The sequence below is a fragment of the Oleiphilus sp. HI0066 genome (assembly GCF_001635725.1).
In genome coordinates this window covers 1-1,010 of record NZ_LWFH01000741.1, presented here as the reverse complement: position 1 = coordinate 1,010, position 1,010 = coordinate 1, and the positions used below count along the sequence as shown (strand labels likewise).

At 43.3% G+C, this 1,010-nt stretch carries 2 protein-coding genes; both read right to left on the bottom strand.

Features of this window, described 5'->3' with window-relative positions; genetic code table 11:
- Nucleotides 1–389: thioesterase family protein (locus tag A3738_RS09035; RefSeq protein ID WP_068763549.1), on the bottom strand; the 389-nt coding region annotated here is incomplete at its 3' end.
- A gap of 82 nt (nt 390–471) precedes the next feature.
- Nucleotides 472–1,010, bottom strand: a 539-nt coding sequence (locus tag A3738_RS09030) for a DMT family transporter (protein ID WP_156504129.1), incomplete at its 5' end; no start/stop codon positions are given.

Here is a 1,010-nt window from a genome sequence, read left to right as displayed (position 1 = left end):
AAGTTAAAGTCAAAGAACACAACGCCAGTTTTTGCGATTGAAATCAATTGGCGCGGAGCGCTCTGTTCATCACAAACACGCGTCATTTTGTAATAGAGCTGACAGCTTTTAGTTCTAATGTCTTGTACTGAGATATCTATATTGAGCAAGTCTCCATAAAAAGCTTCGTTTTTATACGTAATAGCCAGATCAGCAAGAAGCGTCCCCACACCATCAACGTCCCACTCTTCGTACCCAAATGAACGAAAGAACAAAACACGCGCTTCGTGAAGCATGGTAATCATCCCATCATGCCCTAAATGGTTTCCGTAATTAATGTCACTAATGCGCACAGCAAGTTGTCTAGAAAAGTGAGTAGGACTTGGATAATCGAGTTCGACACGAGACATAAACATACCTTACTAATAAAAACGTACGAATGAAGCTTAAACCAGACTCGAGACTTAACCTGCAAATCCGAAAGACAAATGATTAACGTGAAGCAACTAAACCTCGTGTGATCACGACAAGTATTACTCCACCTAAGATCAATAACGAAGATAAAACAAGACGCTGAGTAATTGCCTCATCTAATAAACTTAGTCCAAAAAAAGCAGCAATAACCGGAACCAGTAACTGAACCGCAGCCGACTGACTGGTGTTCAAACGCTTTGCAGCCAAAAACCATATCGTATAACCCAGACCTGAGGCGATCCCCCCAGAAAGAGCTGCTAGGAGCAGCCCCTCAGCGTTAAGTTGCAAAGAGCCAAAAATAACGCCATTAATTAGCAACACTGCGACGAGGGGGAGAGTGCGTAAAAAGTTGAAGAATGTATCAGATAGAGTATCTGTCGAATTCTTACCAGGCAATGAATACACGCCCCATGCCGCGCCGGAAATACTCATCAAAATAAAACCCAATAAGGACGGTGCTCCCGCCCCTGGAAGAATAAGGTAAATTAAGCCTGCAAAAGCGATCAAAAATCCGGAAATTTCGGAACCCGATAAGCGCTCACCACGAAAGTAGGCGA